Source organism: Candidatus Bartonella washoeensis Sb944nv (genome assembly GCF_000278135.1).
GTDB lineage: Bacteria > Pseudomonadota > Alphaproteobacteria > Rhizobiales > Rhizobiaceae > Bartonella > Bartonella washoeensis.
On sequence record NZ_JH725026.1, the window covers coordinates 18,473 to 41,112 of the forward strand.

20 protein-coding genes and 2 tRNA genes are annotated in these 22,640 nt (G+C 37.3%); 13 read left to right on the forward strand and 9 right to left on the reverse strand.

Going from position 1 to position 22,640, the window contains the following annotated elements; genetic code table 11:
- Window positions 1-28 precede the first annotated feature (28 nt).
- From MCQ_RS07755 to MCQ_RS07775, 5 genes are all read right to left on the reverse strand, one after another.
- Window positions 29-105 (reverse strand) — tRNA-Arg (locus MCQ_RS07755).
- A gap of 37 nt (window positions 106-142) precedes the next feature.
- Window positions 143-448 (reverse strand): ETC complex I subunit, encoded by a 306-nt coding sequence (locus MCQ_RS07760; protein WP_006924623.1) that lies wholly within the window; start codon window positions 446-448, stop codon window positions 143-145.
- A gap of 89 nt (window positions 449-537) precedes the next feature.
- A tRNA-Pro gene (locus MCQ_RS07765) sits at window positions 538-614 on the reverse strand.
- An 829-nt stretch (window positions 615-1,443) separates the two neighbouring features.
- Window positions 1,444-2,133 carry a DnaA regulatory inactivator HdaA gene (gene hdaA, locus MCQ_RS07770; RefSeq protein WP_006924625.1) on the reverse strand — a complete coding sequence of 230 codons (690 nt, stop codon included), beginning with the start codon at window positions 2,131-2,133 and terminating at the stop codon, window positions 1,444-1,446.
- The gene (locus MCQ_RS07775) at window positions 2,130-3,344 is read right to left on the reverse strand and encodes an AI-2E family transporter (protein WP_006924626.1); all 1,215 of its coding nucleotides are present in this window, start codon (window positions 3,342-3,344) and stop codon (window positions 2,130-2,132) included. Before MCQ_RS07775 ends, hdaA begins: the two co-directional genes overlap by 4 nt.
- 163 nt (window positions 3,345-3,507) lie before the next feature.
- On the opposite strand from MCQ_RS07775, the gene purM reads away from it, so the two are divergent.
- Complete coding sequence (gene purM, locus MCQ_RS07780) at window positions 3,508-4,599, forward strand: phosphoribosylformylglycinamidine cyclo-ligase (RefSeq protein WP_006924627.1); 1,092 nt, start codon at window positions 3,508-3,510, stop codon at window positions 4,597-4,599.
- Complete coding sequence (purN, locus tag MCQ_RS07785) at window positions 4,596-5,207, forward strand: phosphoribosylglycinamide formyltransferase (RefSeq protein WP_006924628.1); 612 nt, start codon at window positions 4,596-4,598, stop codon at window positions 5,205-5,207. The genes purM and purN overlap by 4 nt, the downstream gene beginning before the upstream one ends.
- 255 nt (window positions 5,208-5,462) lie before the next feature.
- On the opposite strand, the gene MCQ_RS07790 is transcribed toward purN, so the two are convergent.
- A complete protein-coding gene (locus tag MCQ_RS07790) occupies window positions 5,463-8,006 on the reverse strand; it encodes an ATP-binding protein (RefSeq protein ID WP_006924629.1) in 2,544 nt (847 codons plus the stop codon).
- Window positions 8,007-8,216: 210 nt separating this feature from the next.
- Between MCQ_RS07790 and MCQ_RS07795 the strand changes: the two genes are divergently transcribed.
- Window positions 8,217-8,759, forward strand: a complete 543-nt coding sequence (locus MCQ_RS07795; protein ID WP_006924630.1) for a flagellar biosynthetic protein FliO — start codon at window positions 8,217-8,219, stop codon at window positions 8,757-8,759.
- A 48-nt stretch (window positions 8,760-8,807) separates the two neighbouring features.
- Here the strand turns inward: MCQ_RS07795 and dksA are convergent, their stop codons facing one another.
- Window positions 8,808-9,224: an RNA polymerase-binding protein DksA gene (gene dksA, locus MCQ_RS07800; RefSeq protein WP_006924631.1), complete on the reverse strand. Its 417-nt coding sequence runs from the start codon at window positions 9,222-9,224 to the stop codon at window positions 8,808-8,810.
- Window positions 9,225-9,554: 330 nt separating this feature from the next.
- Complete coding sequence (locus tag MCQ_RS07805) at window positions 9,555-10,088, reverse strand: flavin reductase (RefSeq protein WP_006924632.1); 534 nt, start codon at window positions 10,086-10,088, stop codon at window positions 9,555-9,557.
- A 145-nt stretch (window positions 10,089-10,233) separates the two neighbouring features.
- Between MCQ_RS07805 and rpe the strand changes: the two genes are divergently transcribed.
- The 10 genes from rpe (at window position 10,234) to MCQ_RS07855 (ending at window position 19,348) form a co-directional block, all read left to right on the forward strand.
- A complete protein-coding gene (gene rpe / locus MCQ_RS07810) occupies window positions 10,234-10,908 on the forward strand; it encodes a ribulose-phosphate 3-epimerase (RefSeq protein ID WP_006924633.1) in 675 nt (224 codons plus the stop codon).
- A 9-nt stretch (window positions 10,909-10,917) separates the two neighbouring features.
- Window positions 10,918-12,219 carry an adenylosuccinate lyase gene (gene purB / locus MCQ_RS07815; RefSeq protein WP_006924634.1) on the forward strand — a complete coding sequence of 434 codons (1,302 nt, stop codon included), beginning with the start codon at window positions 10,918-10,920 and terminating at the stop codon, window positions 12,217-12,219.
- A gap of 80 nt (window positions 12,220-12,299) precedes the next feature.
- Entirely contained in the window at window positions 12,300-12,848 is a 549-nt protein-coding gene (locus MCQ_RS07820) for an RBBP9/YdeN family alpha/beta hydrolase (RefSeq protein WP_006924635.1), read from the forward strand.
- Window positions 12,849-13,018: 170 nt separating this feature from the next.
- Entirely contained in the window at window positions 13,019-13,783 is a 765-nt protein-coding gene (gene purC / locus MCQ_RS07825; RefSeq protein WP_006924636.1) for a phosphoribosylaminoimidazolesuccinocarboxamide synthase, read from the forward strand.
- Between the two features lie 87 nt (window positions 13,784-13,870).
- Window positions 13,871-14,110 (forward strand): phosphoribosylformylglycinamidine synthase subunit PurS, encoded by a 240-nt coding sequence (gene purS / locus MCQ_RS07830; protein ID WP_006924637.1) that lies wholly within the window; start codon window positions 13,871-13,873, stop codon window positions 14,108-14,110.
- Window positions 14,111-14,122: 12 nt separating this feature from the next.
- On the forward strand, window positions 14,123-14,791 hold the full coding sequence (gene purQ / locus MCQ_RS07835) for a phosphoribosylformylglycinamidine synthase subunit PurQ (RefSeq protein WP_006924638.1): 669 nt from the start codon (window positions 14,123-14,125) through the stop codon (window positions 14,789-14,791).
- 289 nt (window positions 14,792-15,080) lie between these two features.
- Window positions 15,081-17,291, forward strand: coding sequence for a phosphoribosylformylglycinamidine synthase subunit PurL (gene purL, locus MCQ_RS07840; protein WP_006924639.1), 2,211 nt, complete (start codon window positions 15,081-15,083; stop codon window positions 17,289-17,291).
- 68 nt (window positions 17,292-17,359) lie between these two features.
- Window positions 17,360-17,599, forward strand: a complete 240-nt coding sequence (locus MCQ_RS07845) for a BolA/IbaG family iron-sulfur metabolism protein (RefSeq protein ID WP_006924640.1) — start codon at window positions 17,360-17,362, stop codon at window positions 17,597-17,599.
- A gap of 94 nt (window positions 17,600-17,693) precedes the next feature.
- Window positions 17,694-18,026 (forward strand): Grx4 family monothiol glutaredoxin, encoded by a 333-nt coding sequence (gene grxD, locus MCQ_RS07850; protein WP_006924641.1) that lies wholly within the window; start codon window positions 17,694-17,696, stop codon window positions 18,024-18,026.
- Window positions 18,027-18,094: 68 nt separating this feature from the next.
- The gene (locus MCQ_RS07855; RefSeq protein WP_006924642.1) at window positions 18,095-19,348 is read left to right on the forward strand and encodes a multidrug effflux MFS transporter; all 1,254 of its coding nucleotides are present in this window, start codon (window positions 18,095-18,097) and stop codon (window positions 19,346-19,348) included.
- A 967-nt stretch (window positions 19,349-20,315) separates the two neighbouring features.
- Here MCQ_RS07855 and parC read toward each other — a convergent pair.
- A complete protein-coding gene (gene parC, locus MCQ_RS07860; RefSeq protein WP_006924643.1) occupies window positions 20,316-22,565 on the reverse strand; it encodes a DNA topoisomerase IV subunit A in 2,250 nt (749 codons plus the stop codon).
- Window positions 22,566-22,640 lie beyond the last annotated feature (75 nt).

A 22,640-nucleotide genomic window follows, 5' to 3' on the forward strand; every position in this document is an offset into this window, starting at 1 on the left:
TATATAACCTATTGATTTTACTTAAACATGGTGATCCCGACAGGATTCGAACCTGTGACCCACGGCTTAGAAGGCCGTTGCTCTATCCAGCTGAGCTACGGGACCAACTGATCATTTTCTCATTCAAAACAGCACACTTAATTCAATGCGTCCAAGGCTGCTGCCTATCATTGCGAAAATTATCAGAATAAGAAACTGTACGCCGAATCGATCTATGTGTTTTTTCTACACGATAAGGAATAGCATTCCTACATGCGAAAGCAACTGCCTCTTCCTTCCTATTAAACCGGATTCTTACCTGATTATTCATATCCGACGTTGCCGTATACCCCATAAGAGGCTCAAGCATTTTTGCTTGTTTAGGCTCATACTGCAGAATCCAAAAACCAGTATTCCGCTTACCTGACTGCATAGCTGTCTTCGCAGGACTATAAATACGTGCGATCATGGTTCTTTTCCTTCAGACTACACAACGCTTGAATGATAATTTCTCGTCACACGCACCCAATTGGGTTACCTTCTACATATAACCAAAGATGGTCGGAGCGATAGGATTCGAACCTACGACCCCCTGATCCCAAATCAGGTGCGCTACCAGGCTGCGCTACGCTCCGCCATTTTGATTTAGTTGACATATATTTCCTAAAATTTTCACAACAGAAGTGCAAGAGAAAAAGACATTTTTTTTCAATTTTGTTGCATTTCTTTACAAGAAAGAGCTTTTTTAAATTTTTTCCGCTCAGCAACAAATTAATTGATAGAAACAAAAAATAATCTTCTTCAAAAAGGAAAATCCAATCCAAATAAACAAACAACCAACTTCTAGATAAAAATTCGCGATTGCTCACATTGCATCGAGAGAACTTAAATGATATAAGGCAACATTTAGTCGATATAATTTTAGCAACAAAAATGGCTTAATCATCACGAAAGATTCCCCAGTAGTAAAGCGCAAAAATCCCCACTTTACTCATATAAAATCCAGCATAATTATAAGGAAAACTGTTCATCCCCTGCTCCTGCACTCGCTCAATCGCTCTTTATTTTTTTAAATTCTACACTCTCCTACAAATGCAATGAAGCAATTAAAAACGTTTTCACACTCAAGTTAAAAAGTTTCATTATAAAAAAACAAAAAGGGAATCTCTTCTCCCGAGAATCGCTCTAAAGTACTTGATAAGATTTTACAAAATATGGAAAGAGCACAATGTCATAAGCTGAAAAGCTCACAGTCATTCGAACAATAATATTATGCACATAAAAAAAGGGAAAAATTTTAGTATACAAAAAAAGCAAATGAAAATATTGTATTTTGTTCATCCTCTAACAAGTATGGCAAAAGCAGAAAACTTAAATAACATCATTTCTATCCACACACTGAACCGATAACAGAGCAAAAGTGCTTTCTATTGAAAAATTCTGAACCATGCTAGAAAGCATTTTTTAGTAGCTTTGCATGTTAAGAACTTCACCAATGACAGCACGCGTTATTTTACTTTTCCTTTGTAATGCCAACCGATCAACAGAATCAATTACACTCTTCAAAGAAAATAAAGAACGCTCACAACGATTTACAAGATAATGAATAGTATCCGGATGAACGATAATCTGCCTATCAGAAAAAAGTTTAAAAGCGACAGCTGTTAACAATGCATCATCAGGCTGATTAATCGCAACTAACATAACCGAATTAAGACGACTCTTTAGATCATTTAATTTTAAATTCCATGCTGAAGGTACTGTACGTGCAGTTATCAACAAAGTAGATTGACGCTTATCAAGGTTTGCTTGCTTAACGCTGTTAATGAAGTGGAAAAGTCCTGTCTCACTAATTTCACCTGCATCAATATCCTCAATTACAAATGATCTACCTGAAGAAGCAACAGCAACAGCCTGATCAATTTCATTGCGATGAAGTCTTAAAGCATCAGCTTTCTGCGCCCATACACTAGAAAAGTGGGTTTTTCCAGATCCTTCTTTTCCAACCAAAACCGCAATAGGTAAGATCCAATTAGGCCAATGATCAATAAGCTGAAAAGCCATACGATTGCTTTCCGTAACCACCAAATCATCAAATTGGAAAATCGGATTATAAGAAAAATTTAAAGGCAATTGTGTTTCACGTGCATTCATTCTAGCGGCTCCGAATTTCCACTTCGCGAATACATCTGAGAACGAAGATAAGTATGAAGAGCAAAACGAACCAGAACACCAACAGCCGCTGCCGCAGGAACAGCAACAAGCATACCAGTGAAACCAAAGAGTGAAGAAAAAGCAAAAAGTGCAAACATCAACCACACTGGATGTAGCCCCACTGATGAACCTACAAGTTTTGGTTGAAGAATATAGCCTTCAATAAATTGACCAATTAAAAAGATAACCATAACAACAACGATCCAACCCCAATTATTGGGATAAAATTGAACCCATGCAATGCCAACAGAGAGTACAAAACCACTCATTGTGCCAATATAAGGAATAAAGCTGATAAGGCCAATAAACATACCAATTAAAAGACCAAAATTGAGTCCTGTTATGGTCAAACCAATAGCATAATACCCTCCCAATATTAAACAAGCTGTTCCTTGCCCTCGAACAAAGCCGGCGATAGCTCTATCCATTTCATGAAAAATACTGCGAACAGTTTCAAGATGATCTCGTGGTATCAACGAATCAACTGCCGTAACCATACGTGGCCAATCTAACAACATGTAAAACGCCACCACTGGAGCTACAACAAATAAGCTGATAATATTAACAATAGATTTTCCTGACTTCAAAAGCGAATTCAAGAGAGATGTAATAAAATCGGAACTTTTTCCTAAAAGCCCTTTAATATTGCTCTGTAATTCATTTGGATCACTACCAAAATAGCGCCTTACCCATTCAAAATCATGTTCAACAAAAAAAGTTTGAATACGATTAATATAAATGGGTAAACCATTACTCATAAATTGCTGTATTTGCCAACTGATAATAGGAATCAAAATTATTAAAGAAGCGACAAAAATAACAATGATAAATAAAGTAATCAGGATAGTGCCAAAAACACGACGAATACCGAATTTTTCCAGCAATTGAACAACCGGATTAAGAAAGTAAGCCAATACAATCCCTGCCACAAAAGGAAGCAAAACTGATCCAAAAACAAACATAAAAAGAATGAAAAAAAACAATGCACCGAGCCAGAAAAAAATTTGCTTTTTCATATTGTTCGGTAATGGCACTTGAGCATAAGCAGGCACATAAGCCGCCGTATAATGACCACCCGCCCCACCCTCACTAATTTTCTTTTTCATTAGCGGTAAAGCAGAATTATCTTGATTATCTGATATCTTAGTCATAAATATCCTTAAAAAATCCTCACAAAGATTATAAATTTCTTCGACATGGGTCAAGCAAAGTCAATTATTTCTTAAATGCTAAACTTCAATAACCTCTTGCAGAGATGACTCTATCATGGCATTGCATAACATCAAAACCTGATTTTCCATAAGGAAAGCTCCAATGAGCAAACAAAATCTAATAAATAAAAAATCCAACTGTGGACTTACCTACGCAAAAGCCGGCGTAAATATCGACATGGGTAATGCCATGATAGAGAAAATCAAGCCCTATATACGCTCAACAAAACGAAGAGGCACAGATGCAGAAATTGGCGGTTTTGGCGGACTATTTGATTTAAAAGCAGCAGGATTTAAAGACCCTATCCTTGTAGCGGCTAATGATGGAGTAGGTACAAAATTAAAAATTGCCATTGAAGTCGGTATCCATAACACTGTTGGTATTGATCTCGTAGCCATGTGCGTTAATGATTTACTCGTACAAGGAGCTGAACCTCTCTTTTTTCTCGATTATTTTGCAACTGGGAAACTTGACCCTGAACAAGGTGCCGCAATCGTTTCTGGTATTGCAGCAGGGTGTCGGCAAGCAGGTGCAGCCCTGATTGGAGGAGAAACTGCAGAAATGCCTGATATGTATGCGAAAGACGATTATGACTTAGCAGGATTTGCTGTAGGAGCTACTGAACGTAGCACATTACTCCCTTCAAAAGATCTTACAGAAGGCGACATTATTTTAGGACTTAGCTCATCTGGAGTTCATTCCAATGGCTTTTCTCTTGTTAGAAGAATCGTCCAACAAAGTGATCTAAAATGGAATGATCCTGCCCCTTTTAATTCGACAATTAGTCTCGGCACAGCACTTCTTACACCGACACGCATTTATGTAAAATCTCTCCTGCCCATCATCCGAAATTACGAAGGAATAAAAGCCCTTGCTCATATCACAGGTGGGGGTTTCCCTGAAAATATTCCGCGTGTACTTCCCTCCTCTCTTTGCGCTGAACTTAATCTTTCTGCCATTGATGTTCCATCAGTCTTTTCATGGATTGCCAAACAAGGTAGAATAGAAGAAATAGAAATGTTACGAACATTTAATTGTGGTATTGGTATGGTTATTATCGTAGCGCAAAACGCGGTTGAAACAATTAAAAAAGCACTTGAAATGCAAGGTGAAACCGTTACTATGCTCGGCATTTTAACAAAACGCCAAGATCAAAATAAAGGAATTATCTATAGAGGTCTACTTCATTTATGAAAAAACAAATCGTTGTTTTTATTTCTGGCAACGGATCCAATATGGTTGCCCTCGCTAAAGCAAGCAAACAGGAAGGATATCCTGCTGAAATTGTCGCAGTTATTTGTGATAATCCTCATGCTGCCGGAATCGAAAAAGCACGTAACAATAATTTGCCTATTCACGTTGTTGATCGTAAAGATTACCCAAATAAAGAAGCACATGAACAATCTATCTTCACGATTTTAGCTAAATATCAACCAGATCTGATCTGCTTTGCTGGCTATATGCGCCTTATCTCACCGCATTTCGTGAAACTTTATGAAGGGCGAATTTTGAACATTCACCCTTCTCTTTTACCTTCATTTAAAGGTTTAAATACGCATGAAAGAGTTTTACAAGCAGGCGTTAAAATTACTGGTTGTACTGTTCACCTTGTTACAAACGACATGGATGCAGGAAAAATTCTCGCTCAAGCTGCTGTTCCAGTATGTCCGAATGATACCACTGATATTTTAGCGCAGAGAGTCCTTAAGGCTGAACATAAACTGTATCCGGAAGCCTTAAAAATATTTATTGAAAAAAACAACAAAATGATGGATGCTCAACAGCAACTTTTATCTTTCTGATTATACCAACCTGCACGCTCCAATGTTACCGTTAATTTATTCCTCACCTCTTACATTTTTAAAACTGTAAGAATTTTGATGAGATAGAATCTAATATTTTATGAATATTTTTGTGCACAATCTGTGCAGGAGGTTTCTTTAAATTTCTAATTGTAAGTATCTAAATTAATTTTTAAGTAATTTTTTTCTAAGAAATATTACAATTATACTGTCAAAATATTCTGGATTTTCATCTAAAAACACAATTTCTCTCTTTCATTGTGCAAGTGTTTCTTTAACTGCTAGAGTTAACTGTTTAAGTGTAAATGGCTTAGATAAAAAACTAAAAACAGCATCTTGTGGAAGATTTTTAGTAAAAGCATCTTTCGCATAGCCAGAAACAAAAATAAATTTGATATCAGGATATTTTTTACGCGACTCTTTGAGCAAAGTCGGGCCATCCATTTCTGGCATTACAACATCGGAAACAATGATATCAACAGCACCCTTATTTTCTTCAAGAATAGAAAGCGCTTCCACTCCACTTGCTGCTTCCAAAACAGTATATCCTCTCATTTGGAGTGCTCTTACCCCACCCATTCTGACAGAATCTTCATCTTCAACCAATAAAACAGTCGCAGATCCTGTTAAATCTGTATTTTTTTCCTGCTCTTCCACTTTTTCATTCCGCTGGGAAATTTCACCGTAAATATCAGGAATATAACGGGGAAGAAAAATATGAAATGTTGCTCCTTCGCCTTCTCGGCTATCACAGTAAATATAACCACCTGTCTGTTTAATAATTCCATAAACCATTGATAAACCAAGCCCGGTTCCTTTTCCAACTTCTTTTGTTGTAAAAAATGGTTCAAATATTTTTTCTTGTATAGCAGCTGATATACCAGTTCCTGTATCCGAAATGGTCAACTGCACATACTCACCAATTGCAAAACCAACATGATCAAATTCAGCACTCTGTTGTTTTGTAATATTGTTTGTTGCAATCGTGACAATACCTCCATCTGGCATGGCATCACGTGCATTAATAACCAAATTCATAATAACACGCTGGAAAGATGCTTGATCGACTTTAACACTCCACAAATCTCTTCCATGAATAATTTTCAACTGAATATTATTACCTAAAAGAGGTACAATAAGATTGCGCATATCTGATAAAAATTCTGTAAAATCAATTTTTTCAGGTCGCAGCGTTTGCTTTCTAGAAAAAGCCAATAATTGCTGCACAAGAGCAGCCGCACGATTAGCATTGTTCTTAATATTGATAAGATCAGCATGAGCTGGATCAGAACTGCGATACGTATTTAAAAGAAGATCACAAGACATCAAAATTGCTGTTAAAACGTTATTAAAATCATGCGCAATACCACCAGCCAATTGCCCAACAGCTTGCATCTTCTGATTTTGTATCATTTTATCTTCAAGCGTTTTTTGTTCTGTTATTTCTATGACAGACACAATTACCAAATCTCGTAATGCATCACCATAATATGGTGTTACAGGCATAACATGGAGACGCACATGGCGTTCCTGATTCTTTTCTAAAACTGTCTCTATCAAAATTGAATAATTTTTATTTAACGTAATTTTCTGAAATGCACGCTCTAGCTGTTCATGATCACGGCGAGATATAACATCATAAAGTCTAATATTTTTACGCGTACAACCCATTAATGATGAAAAAGAATCATTTATGTAAACCAGTTGTCCTTTCTGATCTACCACTGCTATTGCAAAAGGACTTGCATCAAAATACTCTACCAATAGACTTGGGAATTTTGATTGATAATCGTCCTCTTCTTTTTGTATCTGCTGTGGCATCATCACAATACGATAAATTGCTTCATCTTCTAAGAAAGAAGAAGCACACATAAAGCAATTGAATTTTTTATTGTTACTAGTCTCTGAATTTAAATATAATGAAAACGTATAAGGCGTAGAATAACCTAAGCTTTGATGTTTATTGTTTTGCAAACAAATATCACTCCATGCGTTATTGGTTTCAACGCCATCAAATAGCTTATCAAAATTATATTGACCAACAGTAAAATTCGCTAAATCAATTGAAAACCACTCAGCAAAAACTGCATTTGCATAAAGAATCGTCCCTTGTGTATTAACAGAAAAAAAACCAACAGGAGCCTGATCTAAGTGATTGATTGCTTCTTGAAGATTCGAGAAAAAAGCCTCACGAAACTCCTGCAAATGCGAAATATCGGTAATACGCCAAAATAAAAGCCTTTTTTCCCCCTTTTTTATTGGCTGAACAGAAATATTGTACCAAACAGAATTTTTCTCGGGAGAATGGGAAAAAATTGGCCGTTCTATCCTAAATTCTTCCTGCGCTGCAAGATTATTACATGCAGCAACTTTTAAGCGATATGAAAGCGCACCAGCTCCTGGAAGATCAGCAATCACCGCATAACAAGAGGACTCACGCTTATAGGTAAAAATTTTTCGATAATTTTGATTAGAATAATAAACAAAACCGGACAGATCAGATATTATAATTACATCATCCATACTATTAAAAATGCTGAGATCAAAATCTCGATACAACGGCGTTGCATTATATCTCAAAACCCCCATCCCTATCAAAAACAATGCAGCAACACCTATAACTGCTAATGCTAAAAAAGAAACCAACATAGCCTTTTGAAAATAGCTATGTGGATTAAAAAAACCTAAAACACCTACAATGACTAGAAAAATGATAACAAAAACAATAGTAAAAATCATGCCCCCACAGTGAATAGAAGTAGACGATGATTTTTCACTATTCTCAAAACCCTTACCCATTTCTCTTTGCCTCGATTATGGTCATTTCTGATACACTAAATTACCTCCATAATCGTTTTTTATGAAGTATACACCATGATAATATCTACCCAATAAAAATCACTCAATATCTAAAAGATCATCTTTCATATTATAAGCCAACCTTTTAAAGTATGTTTACAAACTTATATTATATTTACAAACTTATATAACATAAATCGGAGAAGCACCATGCATGTGTGGTTATCAAGCCAAATAGGTACATCCGCAGCAAACATAACCATAAGCCTTGTGCTTTTCATAATGATAGCTACAACTATTACTGCAATCATTACGTTTTTACGCCGTTTAAAGACAAGAGGATTCAACACACATAGAAAAAAACATCCGCCGCGATTGACCATATGCGATACAATTGCTATCGACCGTACGCGACGTCTTATGCTGATACGTCGTGATAATACAGAACACCTTATTCTTATCGGCGGGCTAAAAGATATTGTTATAGAATCAAATATTATAGATAAACGTATCACACACAAAAGCGCTGATAAACAAAAGCAGGATACACAACAAGCATTAACAATACCAAAGACAAACTCAAATCCTAATCTTATAGAAAAAATACCTTGTCCCGTCAGTGAAATAGAGCATCCCCAAGACAATATTTCTAAGCCTTTGAATCAATATTTGGAAGATTCAGCAATCACCGCTGAAATTGAAGGACGACAAGAACCATCCTTATTTATTCCTGCCCAAAAAAAAGTAAAATAAGCAATTCTAGCTGCGAGTATTTCATTTACTTATCATTACAATCGATTTTCAATCGTCACGATACACTCTTTCTCTTCGCTCATGGCGTTCCTGTGCCTCCAACGACAAAACTGCAATTGGTCGAGCCTCAAGACGCTTTATACTAATAGGCTCGCCAGTTTCCTCACAAAACCCATAAGTACCATTATCAATGCGCTCCAAAGCTGCATCTATCTTTGAAATAAGCTTTCTCTGACGATCACGAGCACGCAATTCGATTGTACGATCAGTTTCGCAAGATGCTCTATCAGTCAAATCGGGCTGAACAGCATTCTCCTCCTGCAAATTTTCCAAAGTCTCACGGGCTTCTCTTAATATATCATTTTTCCAAGAAACCAACTTTGCACGAAAATATGCCTTTTGCCGCTCATTCATAAAAGGCTCATCTTCACTAGGACGATATTGACCATCAACCTTTTCGCTCATGCCATAAACCTCCACATATGGTATGTGCGGTCTATATATTGTGCAAAACTGATCAACACAAGAGTAAAATGCTTTTTTATAATAACATACCAATATGTTTAAAGCCATTATGTTGAGATCATCGCCATCTTCCCACATAGCATGTACTATATTGTGATAATTATGAACGGTGTATCCCTATAATAATATAGCCATTCTAGTTATGCCTACAAGCAAGTTTACAAAAAACACAACCATTCAGAGCGATACGAAATAAGCTTATTCGATTATTGAGCAAAAACTTAAACACACCCACAAAAAATTAGTCAGATTAGAAAGAAACAAAAACATTTACAAAGGCAGAGTACGATATCCACGATTTAAATATATCAAAGCCTCTTTTTCTTTATTACAATTTATTGCAACTACTTCACCAATTAAAACGTAATGGGTTGCATGTTCATGCCAACAAATCAAACGACAGTCAAGTGATGCTAAAGCATCAGAAAGACTAGGTGCACCCGTCTGCAAAGTACTCCATTGAGCTCTATCAAAACATTCATTTTGTGCGAAATTGCAACGCCTAGAAAAAATATCCGCTAATGAACGATGTTTTCCTGCCAAACTATTAACACAAAAATTTCCATTTTCCATAAACAGATTATTCTTCAAATTATGGCGCCTTAAACAAACAAGGAGTGTTGGAGGATCATCTGATAAGGAACAACACGCTGAAACCGTTACTCCACGCTTTCCCTTAACGCCATTTGTTGTCACAATATGCACAGCTCCTGCAAAATGACTCATAGTGTCTCGATATTCTTGCGGAGAAACAGGAAAAATATCTTGAGACTTCGGCATTAAATGTGTTGTATGATTTGGCATATTTTTCACTTATAAAGCTTTTAAAATTTTAAAAAACATTTCAATAAAAGATCTATGATACATGGTTATTCTTTTACATTATAATGTAAATGTTATTTTAACACACAGAACTACATGCTAAAAAGAGCCAACCAAGGAGATCTTAATGCCTCGTTCTCACCTCATCTCACCTTCACTTTTAGCTTCTGACTTTTCCAAACTTGGTCAAGAAGTATTAGATGTTGTTGATTCTGGGGCAGACTGGCTCCATCTTGATATTATGGATGGCCACTTTGTTCCTAATATCACGTTTGGACCCGATGTCGTCAAGGCACTACGACCATTAACCAAAGCAATATTCGACGTTCATTTGATGATCGCACCTGTAGATCCTTATCTTGAAGCCTTCGCAAAAGCAGGTTCAGATATTATAACTATTCATGCAGAATCGGGTCCTCATATTCACCGTTCACTACAAATTATCAAGGCAATGGGGAAAAAAGCTGGAATTTCAATCAATCCAGCGACACCAGAACATGTGCTTGAATATTTGCTTGATCAATTAGATCTTATCCTGATCATGACAGTTAATCCTGGTTTTGGTGGGCAAAATTTCATTCCAGAAATGCAAGATAAAATCAAACGCGTTAAAAGTATGATTGCTCATCGACCTATTGATCTTGAAGTTGATGGTGGTATCACTGTTGATACAATCGGAATAGCTGCAAAAGCTGGTGCAAATGTATTTGTCGCAGGTTCTGCGATTTATAAAGATGGAAACAAAGAACTTTACAAAACACGTATTCATGCATTGCGCCAAGCTGCAACCCTCTCACAATAAGGAAAAATTATGATCGACCGTTATTCCCGCTCTGAAATGGTAACAATTTGGTCACCAAAAACAAAATATCGTATTTGGTTTGAAATTGAAGCACATGCCTGTGATGCACTCGCTCAATTAGGTATTATTCCCAAAGAAGCAGCAAAAGTTATTTGGGAAAAAGGGAAAGCTGCCGAATTTGATATAAATCGCATTAATGAGATTGAGGCAATTACCAAGCATGATGTTATAGCGTTTCTAACTCACTTAGCTGAATTTATTGGACCAGAAGCTCGTTTTATCCACCAAGGTATGACATCATCAGATGTTTTAGATACAACGCTTAACATTCAACTAATGCGTGCGAGTGATATTTTGCTAAAAGATATCGACCAACTTCTTGAAGCATTAAAAAAACGCGCTTTTGAACATAAAGAAACGATCACTATTGGGCGTAGTCACGGTATTCATGCAGAACCGACAACATTTGGAATCAAATTCGCTCTTGCATATGCTGAGTTTTCTCGTTGTCGTAAACGCCTTGTCGCAGCACGTGAAGAAATTTCTACTTGTGCTATCTCAGGAGCTATAGGAACATTTGCTAATATTGATCCGCGCGTTGAAGAACATGTAGCAAAAGCATTGGGGATGCGTGCTGAACCCGTTTCCACCCAAGTTATACCACGTGATCGTCACGCTATGTTTTTTGCAACGCTCGGCGTTATTGCTTCATCCATTGAAAGACTAGCTATAGAAATACGCCATCTGCAACGAACAGAAGTACTTGAAGCAGAAGAGCATTTCTCACCTGGACAAAAGGGGTCATCTGCTATGCCCCACAAACGCAACCCAGTTTTAACAGAAAATTTAACTGGATTAGCGCGTATGGTGCGTACATTTGCAATACCTGCTATGGAAAATGTAGCTCTTTGGCATGAACGTGATATTTCTCATTCATCTGTTGAACGGTATATTGGCCCTGATGCAACCATTACACTTGATTTTGCTCTTGCTCGACTGACATCCGTAATTGAAAATTTAATTGTATACCCAGAGAATATGCAAAAAAATCTCAATAAGTTTCGTGGTCTTGTTCATTCACAGCGGGTACTTTTAGCGCTCACGCAAGCTGGCATCAGTCGGGAAGATTCTTATCGTATTGTACAACGAAATGCGATGAAGGTTTGGGAACAAGGAAAAGATTTTTTAGAAGAATTACTCAATGATAAAGATGTTACAAAAGTATTAAGTGAGGAAGAACTTCGTGAAAAATTTGACCTTTCTTACCATACAAAACATATCAACACGATTTTTAAACGCGTCTTTGGATAATGATAAAAATTGCATACAAAGAATAAATATTTTGCTTTCTGCCTATGAGGCAAAACCCATTATAATGAAGGAAACAATTCATGAAAGCAAATCAACTCGATATTCTTATTGTTCCCGGCTACAAAGGCTCAGGTCCTGATCATTGGCAAACACGTTGGGAACAAAAATTGTCTACAGCTCGTCGTGTTAAACAAACCGATTGGTCAAAACCTGTTTGTAACGAATGGGTTAATGAGGTTAAGGTTGCCATTGCACAAGCCCAAAAACCTGTTGTTATTATTGCCCATTCACTAGGAGTTCCAACAGCTGTTCATGCAACTCTGCAGAATGCAGAAAAAGTTTGTGGTGCTTTCTTTGTTGCGCCCCCAGATGTAGCCAATGAAAAAATACGTCCCAAACACTTAAAAACATTTGGACCATACCGCCGCGAAAAATTGCCTTTCCCCTCAGTAGTCATAGCCAGCCGCAATGATGAATTTTGCCAATTCTCGGTAGCAGAAAGTCTTGCCAATGATTGGGGAGCATTTTTTGTTGATGCTGGACAGTCTGGCCATATCAATGTAGAATCGGGCCATGGTCCTTGGCCTGAAGGGCTTATGGTTCTCTCCCATTTTCTTGCAAAAATTTAATTTATGAGATAGCCTTTCTCACATTGTCTAGGTACTAAATTCCTTATTGATAAAATCTATATGATAAAAATTGTAAGAAGCACCATAGCAGTCATTGAGAATTTCTACCAACTAGGATAGTATTGCCCATCAATGCTATTTAAAACCTCTCAGAGAAATAGAGAATTACAATGAATCGTCGCCACCGTATTTATGAAGGCAAGGCCAAAATTTTATATGAAGGACCTGAACCAGGCACCTATATTCAATTTTTTAAAGATGACGCAACTGCTTTTAATGCAAAAAAACATGAAATTATCGACGGAAAAGGGGTTTTAAATAACCGTATTTCAGAACATATCTTTAGCCATCTTGGCCGTTTGGGCATCCCAACACACTTTATCAGGCGTATAAATATGCGCGAACAGCTCATTAAAGCGGTTGAAATAATTCCATTGGAAGTTGTTGTTCGTAATGTTGCTGCTGGGTCTCTTTCTAAACGTTTGGGGTTGGAAGAAGGAACGGCTCTTTCGCAACCTATCATTGAATTTTATTATAAAAACGATTCTCTTGATGACCCAATGGTAACTGAAGAACATATCACTGCTTTTGGCTGGGCTGTCCCACAAGAAATAGAAGACATTATGCAACTTTCAATTCGTATTAATGATTTTCTTTCTGGACTTTTTGCAGGTGTTAATATTCAATTAATTGATTTTAAAATGGAATTCGGCCGTTTATGGGAAGATGAAGCGATGCGCATTGTTCTTGCTGATGAGATATCGCCTGATTCTGCTCGTTTGTGGGATATGCAAACACGAGAGAAAATGGATAAAGACCGTTTTCGGCGTGATATGGGAGGGCTTATTAACGCTTATCAAGAAGTCGCAAAACGTCTTGGTATCATTAATGAAAATGAATCTCCACGACCAAGTGGTCCAGTCTTAGTAAAATAAAAAATAAGGTGACATTATGTCACCTCCCTTTAATATCGTAATTACACCTCTTCAAAAAGTGGTACTGCTAAAAACAGGAAATAAAAAATGAAAGCACGCGTTACAGTTACTCTCAAAAGCAGTGTTCTTGATCCGCAAGGAGAAGCGATTGTCAATGCTTTAAAGAGTTTAGCTTTCAAAGGCATTCACTCTATTCGCCAAGGGAAAGTTTTTGATGTTGTGCTTGATGATCAGCCTGCTGAAACAGCAAAGCAAAACCTCGAAAAAATGTGTGAACAGTTGCTCGCAAATACTGTCATTGAAAATTACACTATAGAACTTCTTTAAGTGGAACTCTCCATGAAAACTGCCATCATTCAATTACCTGGATTAAATCGCGATCGGGACATGGTTGCAGCATTACACCACATCACGGGAGTGAAACCATTAACAATTTGGCAAACAGAATCAACAATTCCAGATGTAGATGTCATTGTTATTCCTGGTGGTTTTTCTTATGGTGACTACTTAAGATGTGGCGCTATTGGTGCACGAACACCCGTTTTTCAAGCTATCCGTGAAAAAGCACAAAAAGGTATTACAATAATAGGCATATGTAATGGATTTCAAATTTTATTGGAATCTGGATTATTACCTGGTGCCTTAATGCGTAATGCTTCATTAAAATTTGTCTGTCGTGAAGTAAAACTTGAAATCGTAAACGCTAACACTAAATTTTCTCGATATTATTCCAAAGGACAAATCATTCGTTGTCCTGTTGCTCATCACGATGGAAACTACTTTGTTGACAGTGAGACATTAGAACAAATGGAAGACAATGAACAAATTGTTTTCCGTTATGCAGAAAATACAAATCCTAATGGTTCAATCAATGATATTGCTGGTATTATCAATAAAGCTGGTAATATTCTTGGTATGATGCCTCATCCTGAAAATTTTATTGAAATAGCACATGGTGGTACTGATGGCCGTTTACTCTTCCAAAGTGCTTTAGAATTGACAAATTAATGATCATAAACAAAAGCTATTCTGTTTTTTAGCAAATTTTATCAACTACTTATTCCAAGCATACTAGAATATATGAAGTGAATAATCTTACTAAAAAAATTCTTTATCTAAAAGAACACATTATTTCGAATATCAAAAACAAATTTTTTTCTTCAAGCTTAAAGAACAAGCGGATAAAATTAAGGCTTAGAGTTCATTAATGGTCTCGTCATAAAACAACTGAACTGAAAAGCTGTATCAGAAGTAACAAAAAGCTAAATTTTGATTATTTTAATGGATGAAAAAACGCATGAATCTTTGCAATAATATTGTCATAACACCAGAATTAGTTGCACGTCATGGTCTAAAAGCTAACGAGTATCAGCATATTTTGAAACTCATTGGTAGAACACCAACATTTACCGAGCTTGGAATTTTCTCTGCAATGTGGAATGAACATTGTTCTTATAAATCATCTAAAAAATGGCTAAGAACTCTCCCAACAAAAAGCAAATATGTCATTCAAGGTCCTGGTGAAAATGCTGGTGTTGTTGATATTGGTGAAGGTCAATGTGTAGTTTTTAAAATGGAAAGCCATAACCATCCCTCTTACATCGAACCTTATCAAGGTGCAGCAACAGGCGTTGGTGGCATTTTGCGGGATGTTTTTACCATGGGCGCTCGTCCTGTTGCGGCCATGAATGCATTGCGATTTGGTTCTCCTAATCATCCTCGAACACGCCATCTTGTTTCTGGCGTCGTTTCCGGAATCGGTGGCTATGGAAATTCTTTTGGTGTTCCAACTGTTGGAGGAGAAGTCAATTTTGATAAGCGCTATAATGGTAATATTCTTGTCAACGCTTTTGCCGCTGGGATTGCAAAAACAGACTCTCTTTTTTACTCCAAAGCACAAGGAGTAGGACTTCCTGTTGTTTATTTGGGAGCAAAAACAGGGCGTGATGGTGTTGGAGGAGCAACAATGGCTTCTGCCGAGTTTGATGATTCAATCAATGAAAAACGTCCAACCGTTCAAGTGGGGGATCCTTTCACCGAAAAATGTCTTCTTGAAGCTTGTTTAGAACTGATGAAATTAGAAGCTGTCATTGCCATTCAAGATATGGGTGCTGCAGGGTTAACATCCTCTGCTGTTGAAATGGGAGCAAAAGGAAATCTAGGTATAGAGCTTAATCTCGATAAAGTTCCTGTTCGTGAAGAAAACATGACAGCCTACGAAATGATGCTCTCTGAAAGCCAAGAGCGTATGCTGATGATTCTTAAACCAGAAATGGAACAAAAAGCAGCTGAAATTTTTCATAAATGGGGACTTCATTTCTCCATTATTGGAAAAACAACAGACGATTTACGTTTCCGGGTCTTCCATCAAGGAGAAGAAGTCGTCAACCTTCCAATCAAAGAACTCGGTGATGAAGCACCGGTTTATGATCGTCCGTGGAATGAGCCTACCCCCAAACCTATCCTTAAAGTGGAAGAAGTCAAAAAAGTTGAAAATCTTGCCAATGTACTCCTAAGATTATTAAATTCTGCCAATCAAAGTTCACGGCGTTGGGTTTATGAGCAATATGATACACTTATCCAAGGAAATACGCTTGTTCGCCCAGGAAGTGATGCAGGAGTCATCCGTGTAAGCAATAACGACAAACGTGCCCTTGCCTTTTCTTCTGATGTAACGCCTCGCTATTGTGAAGCTGACCCTTATGAAGGAGGAAAACAAGCCGTTGCAGAATGCTGGCGCAACATTAGTACAACAGGCGCAATACCACTGGCAGCTACAGATAACCTCAATTTTGGTAATCCTGAAAAACCTGAAATTATGGGGCAATTGGTTTTTGCCATTAAAGGAATAGGTGAAGCTTGTAAAGTTCTCGACTTTCCTATCGTTTCAGGGAATGTTTCTCTTTATAATGAAACCAATGGAGAAGCAATTCCTCCTAGCCCCACGATTGCTGGTGTTGGACTTCTTGACGATTGGTCTAAAATGACAACAATCAATGGTATGCAAAATGGAGACAGTATTGTTTTGGTTGGACCTTGCGGCTCACATTTAGGACAATCAATTTATGCAAGGGACATTTTAAATATTGATGCTGGTGCACCACCTCACGTCGATTTACAACTTGAAAAAAAGCATGGTCAATTTGTTCGAAATGTTATTCATCGCGGTTTTATTCATGCCGCGCATGATCTTTCTGATGGAGGATTAGCTATTGCACTTGCAGAAATGGTCATTAAAGCAGGTAAAGGGATCAAAGCCAAATTAAGCAACAAATCACCAGAGCACGCAGAACTTTTTGGAGAAGACCAAGGACGTTATCTTTTAGCAGTCAAACCTGAAGCGCTCAATAGCCTTAAAGAACAGGCAAAAAAAAGCGTAGTTTCTTTAATAGAGCTTGGTATAGTTACAGGTACTTCACTTGATATAGATGGCATATTAAAACTTTCCGTAGATGAGCTCACACAAGCCTATGAAAGCTGGTTTCCCAAATTCATGGGCGAAGAATAAAGAATTTTTGTTTTTCGTGACTATAATTGCTACTCTTATAAAAAATTAACAAACAGAGGAGAATAATCATGGCAATGCGTGCCAGTGCAATTGAAGCACTTATTCGCGAAGGCATTCCCGATGCAACTGTTATAATCCGTGATCTCGCTGGAGATGGGGAACACTATGCTGCAGAAGTTATTTCCGAAAGCTTTCGCGGTAAAAGCCGTGTTCAGCAACACAAAATGGTCTATGATGCTCTCAAAGGCAATATGGGAAACGAACTTCACGCTCTAGCACTGCAGACAAGTACACCCAAAATAATTTAAAAATTTCTTCTTGCATTCATTCGCGCAATACGATTAGAAAATAATAAGAGCGTAAATGCACACTTCCAAAAATTTGCACTATTGAGGAATAGAGATGACTAATGTTCATAATTTTATTGACAACGAAATTAAAACAAATGACGTCATTTTATTCATGAAAGGAACACCTGACGCTCCACAATGTGGATTTTCTGGCCAGGTCGTTCAAATTCTTGATTATTTAGGGTTAAATTATAAAGGAATTAATATCTTAACTTCTAATGAATTGCGTCAAGGAATCAAAGACTACTCAAATTGGCCAACAATTCCTCAACTCTATATTAAAGGTGAATTTGTTGGCGGCTGTGATATTGTTAAAGAAATGTTTCAAAATAATGAATTGCAAGAACTGCTAAAGGAAAAAGGCATTCCTTGCAATAAATCGTAGATATCTTTCATTGTATTCAGCTTCTTATAAAGCCGTGTTCAGTCGAAACTTTTATTTAAAGGATTCATATGCCATATTCAGTCGACGAACAGAAGCACAGCGATGCGATTAGAAAAAAAATTGGCTATAAAGAATTTGTTATTCTCATTGCTTCACTCATGGCCATCAATTCTATAGCTGTTGATATTATGCTACCAGCTATGCCTAACATCTTAAACAGTTTAAATGTTATCAATGAAAATGATCAACATTATATCATTTCTAGTTATCTTATCAGCTATGGCATCACACAGATATTTTTTGGTCCAATAAGCGATCGTTATGGGCGACGTAAACTTATTCTTATTGGTCTTGCTTTTTATTCATTTACAGCGATTGGCTGTGCGTTTGTATCCAATTTCTCTCTCTTGCTTATTTTGCGTATCCTGCAAGGAATGGGAGGAGCTGCTATGCGTGTGCTCACGGTTTCCATTGTACGTGATCTCTATAGTGGTCGAAAAATGGCAGAAGTGATGTCTATCGTGATGATGGTTTTCCTTATTGCACCGATGATTGGACCAGCAACAGGACAGATCATTTTACTGTTTGGAAACTGGCAATTTATTTTCATATTCATGGCAATTATTGGTTTTGGACTGATGCTTTGGATTCAATTACGCTTGCCTGAAACTCTTTATGCACAACGTTCTCTTTCCTTTTCTTCAGTCAAACATAATTTATGGATTGTGATAACCAATCGCATAACACTTTGCTATACACTAGCCACTTCCATTATTTTAGGTTGTATCTTTACCGCCGTTAATACATCACAACAAACATATGAAGGGATTTATAATCTAGGACTTTGGTTTCCTATTGCCTTCGCAGTTGGTGCTGCATTTCAAGCACTATCATCATTCTTTAACTCTCAACTGGTTGGACGCCTTGGAATGCGGCGTATCGCTCACACAATGCTTTTACTCTTTTGTATCACTTCATGTATATGGTTTGTTGGCTCCCTCTTAACAGATGGTATTCTTCCTTTTGCTTTTTACATGCTGTTATTCTGTATACTCATGTTTGCCTGCGGTGGTATTATGGCAAACTTCAATACACTTGCTCTTGAACCTGTAGGAGAAATAGCTGGAACGGCGTCATCTATATCTGGTTTTTTGCAAACATCTATTGGCACAGGTCTCAGTTTTTTTATTGCACAACAATTTAATGAAACAACTATTCCTAATTCAGCAGGATTTTTCTTTCTTAGTCTCATTGCCATATTGCTTGTCTTATGGGCTGAAAGTGGACATCTTTTTAGGCAATATCATAATAAAACTGAATAAACATAACTTTAAAAACGGTTGAAATATCTCTATAGGGCTACAGCAAAACCAAACCACATAGGGTTTCTTTTTCACGCTTTTATAATTAAATTCTGTGTAGCTAATTCCCAACCCAGAGGGCGATTGAAACATAGATCAAAAATATATCAAAGAAAAAGATTTCTTATCCAATAGCGAGAAGAGACCTCTAAAGTAGTTGTTTCTATTGAAAATAGCTTTTGATAAAGTAGTGTTCTCTAAAAAGGTGTTCATTATCATTCTGCAGTATTTTCTTATTCGTGCGGAAAAAAAGACAAAGATATAATTTTGCTTTCTCTCCCCTTCTCGTCATCCATATGAACATAACTTTATTAGCAATACCTTGTGTATTTGTGTCCCCTTTAACAAGCTAAGGAGCTTAAATCATAGCACTCCACTTCTCTACAATGGGAAGAAAACATAAAGACAGGGCTTTAAGGAATATCCACCACAGCAAAACTCTTCCTCATAAATCTTCTCTGCTTCCTCTCCATGTCTCTATTTCATGCCGACCTCTCCTCTCTAAACTTGGCACAAAAAAGAGCTAGGACCAATGGTGGTATCAATCCCCATAAGCTTCTCCATCATAAACTATACTTTTTGGTAAGCTCTTGAAAACAGACGAAAGATCCCCTTCTGATACAAAGATATAAAGTTAGGAATACTAGATTCACTTGCCTGAAGATAAGGGGAAGCTTTCACCACTTTAAAACACTCTAAACGCTTTCAACAAAACGATGAGAATGGTTTTAATTCCTCATACGTATTGCAGAAATTTATCCTCAGAAGGAGAAATCTTTTACAAATCCGTATACTTATTTTTTATACTGCTCCATGATAGCACATCCGTTCTTTACAGAGGCAATGATCTCACCACTCCACCTTTTATTTCAAATGTTACTAAAGGGTACACAACCTAAGAATTAAATATGCTATACAATTCAATTAGTTAATTGTTAAATTTTCCTGATTTTGGAAATCCCCTTGGAACTAAACGCCCTACCCCAGCACGCGTTCCCATCCACTCAATGAGATCATCAGCTTGGCGATTAAAACTCCTTTCAGCTGTATCTTGCCAAGTTAATCCCTCTGATAAATTAAAGGTTTTGGCATCAACAACACCACCCTCTTTATAACGTTGTAAACGAACACCTTTACCACGACTCATTTCTGGTATTTGTTCAATAGAAAAAATCAGCATTTTGCGATTTTCGCCAACCACTGAAACATGATCACCGTTTACCGGAACACAAAGTTTTACTTTATCAGGAAACTTTACATTCATAACTTGCTTTCCTTTTCGTGTATTGGCAATGACTTCGGCTGCAGGAACAATAAAACCATTGCCATAAGACGAAATTAAAAGCAGTTTTTCCTGTGCATTATGCACAAAGGCAGTAAGGATATTATGCTCATCATCCATATCGACTAAAATACGAATTGGTTCGCCATGCCCTCGCCCTCCTGGCAAACTATTTGCACTAATAGAAAAAAACTTTCCACCGGTACTTATCACTGTAATCTTATCTGTAGTGAACGCCGGAAATGCTAACTTTAAGCAATCACCTTCTTTGAAAGAAAGCGCTTTGTAATCACTCAAATGCCCCTTCAAAGCGCGCATCCATCCCTTTTCAGAAATAACAATAGTTACCGGCTCTTTTTCGATCATTGCCTGATGAATATCGTCAATGTCATGTCTTGGCGCTTCTTCAAATGTTGTACGCCTTTTCCCTAAGAGAGTTTCAGGACCAAAAATTTTACGAACTCTTATGATTTCCTCGGAAATCATTTTCCATTGCTTTGTACTCGAAGCTAATAAATTTTGCAGTTTTTCTTTTTCAGCCTTTAGAGCCTCAAATTCCTTACGAATTTCAAATTCTTCAAGCTTACGGAGAGAACGCAACCGCATATTAAGAATAGCTTCAGCTTGATTTTCTGTTAATTCAAAACGATCGATCAATTCCTTTTTGGGCTCATCCTCTTCACGTATAATTTGGATCACCTCATCAAGATTTAAATATGCGATAAGATAGCCATGGAGAATTTCTAATCGACGATCAATTTCATTAAGACGATAATGAGAGCGTCGAATAAGGACTTGTTGACGATGCTCAAGCCATTGCTGCAAGCTTTCGCGCAAAGAAAGAACATTTGGCACTTTTCCTAAAGACAAAACATTCAGATTCAAAGGAAATCTTACTTCAAAATCCGTTAATTTAAAAAGAGACTCCATGAGAAGTTCAGGATCAACTGTACGATTTTTAGGAACCAATACAATGCGGATATCTTCTGCCGATTCATCACGAATGTCCTCAAGCATTGGTAGCCGCCTTGCAAGAAGTAACTCTGCTGTTTTCTCAATAAGACGTGACTTTTGAACTTGATAGGGAATTTCAGTAACAATAATCACATAAGAACCACGGCTACCAATTTCTTGATGCCAACGTGAACGCAACCGAAAGAACCCACGCCCTATACGATAAGATTCCTCAATACTTTTTTTAGGCTCGACCAAAATACCGCCTGTTGGAAAATCAGGCCCAAGCACAAACTGATTTAATTCCTCATCATTTGCATCAGGATAAGCAATCAAATGCAACGCCGCATCACATAATTCAGCAGCATTATGCGGTGGAATAGACGTTGCCATACCAACAGCAATACCTGATGAACCATTCGCTAAAAGATTAGGAAAAGCTCCTGGTAAAACAACCGGCTCTTCATCTTCTTCATTATAGGTTAAACGAAAATCAATGGCATTTTCATTAATCCCCTCAAGCAGCAACGCCGCTACTTCAGTCATGCGTGCTTCCGTATAACGCATAGCAGCAGCATTATCACCATCAATATTACCAAAATTACCTTGCCCATCAACCAATGGATAACGAACAGCAAAACTTTGAGCCAAGCGCACTAATGCATCATAAATAGAGGCATCACCATGAGGATGAAACTTTCCCATCACATCACCAACAATCCGTGCACATTTAGCATAGGACTGTTCAGGATTAAGTTTAAGCAAGCGCATTGCATGAACAATACGCCGATGCACAGGTTTCAATCCATCACGTACATCAGGCAACGCACGGTGCGTAATGGTAGAAAGAGCGTATGCCAAATAGCGTTCTTGTAAAGCAGAACGTAATTCTATTGGCTCAATATGTTCTTTATCAAAAGGTAAAATCATTTTATCAGGCATAATATTAGAATAAAAACTCCCCAAATAACGAGCAATTATTCTATAAGATTTATTAAACGTAATATTTTATAAGTC